1 protein-coding gene is annotated in these 1,390 nt (G+C 57.5%); it reads right to left on the bottom strand.

Going from position 1 to position 1,390, the window contains the following annotated elements; all coding sequences use genetic code 11:
- Positions 1–1,322 (bottom strand): IS1182 family transposase (locus HV770_RS38015; RefSeq protein ID WP_175166527.1); only part of this gene is annotated, 1,322 nt, incomplete at its 3' end.
- Positions 1,323–1,390: the final 68 nt, after the last annotated feature.

Here is a 1,390-nt window from a genome sequence, read left to right as displayed (position 1 = left end):
GTCAGGAAATGTGTGTAGCCCATCCAGTGCTTGAACGTTCCAAAGACATGTTCGACGGTCCGCCTGCGCACTGTCATCGCCTCCGGTGTCCTGTCGAGCCGACGTTGGACCGCGTCCAGCACCGACTCATGTTCCCATCGGGTGATCCGACGTTCTGTGCTCGGCGTGCATTGTGATTTCATAGGGCATCGAGGACAGGCACTGCTCCAATAACGACGCAGTTGCATACCGCGCTCCTCCCGGGTTAAGCGGTAAATTGCGCGTTCACCGGCTGGACATTGGTATTCGTCGTCCCGAGCAATGTAGATAAAGTCGGCCCTATCAAATCGACCATGGAATTTCGCGCTTGATGTCGTGGGCTTTGGCAGCATTACTGCAATCCCGGCATCCGCGCACTCTTTTATCTGAGGTGCATTGTAGTAGCCGCGATCGGCGACTGCCCGCAGTTTGGTCCTGCCCATCGCATCGCGCGCGGCTTTCGCCATGGGACCGAGCTGCGCCCTGTCGCTGCCAGAGTTTGTGACCTCGTGCGCGACGATCAGATGGTGCTTGGCGTCTACTGCTACCTGTACGTTGTAGCCCACCATTCCCGAGCCTTTGCCGCTCGTCGCCATGGAGCGTGCATCAGGATCGGTCGTCGAGAGCTGACCGTCAGGCTCAGTCTTGAGTTGCTCCTTGATCTGCTCAAGGTTTCGCATCTGCTCGCGCAGGCGCGCGATCTTGTCCTGCAAGCGGGTTGTCTTCGCTTCCAGCTCCGCGGGTTGCGTACGATCGGCGGTCTCCAGCGCGTTCAGATACCGCTGGATGCTCTCCTCGATCTGCTTCCGACGCTTGTCGACCTTACCCTCTGTGAAGTTGCGATCGCGTGTATTGACTGCCTTGAACTTGCTGCCGTCAATGGCAACCAGCGCCTGCGAGAACAACTTCAGCTCGCGGCATAGCACCACGAAGCGGCGACATACGTTGCGGATGCCTGTTCCACTGTCACGACGGAAGTCGGCGATGGTCTTGAAGTCCGGCGCCAGGCGGCCGGTGAGCCACATCAATTCAACATTGCGTTGGCATTCACGTTCCAGCCGACGGCTCGACTGGACCCGGTTCAGGTAACCATAAATATAGATTTTCAACAGCACGGCTGGATGATAGGACGGGCGACCTGTAGTCGACGGCATCGCGCCATCGAAGCCCAGTGATGCAAGGTCAAGCTCTTCAACGAACGCGTCGATAATCCTGACCGGATTGTCCTCGGCAACGAAGTCATCGAGGCACTCTGGAAGCAGCGTCACCTGCTTGCGATCTTCACCTTCTATGAATCGCTTCATCCGGTCACCTACGCTGAATGAGTTAATCCAGTCTAGGCGATCAGCGTGTTTTCACACAAGCTCGACCC

This window comes from Paraburkholderia fynbosensis (genome assembly GCF_902859935.1).
Classification (GTDB): domain Bacteria; phylum Pseudomonadota; class Gammaproteobacteria; order Burkholderiales; family Burkholderiaceae; genus Paraburkholderia; species Paraburkholderia fynbosensis.
This window is presented reverse-complemented; position numbering and strand designations above follow the sequence as displayed.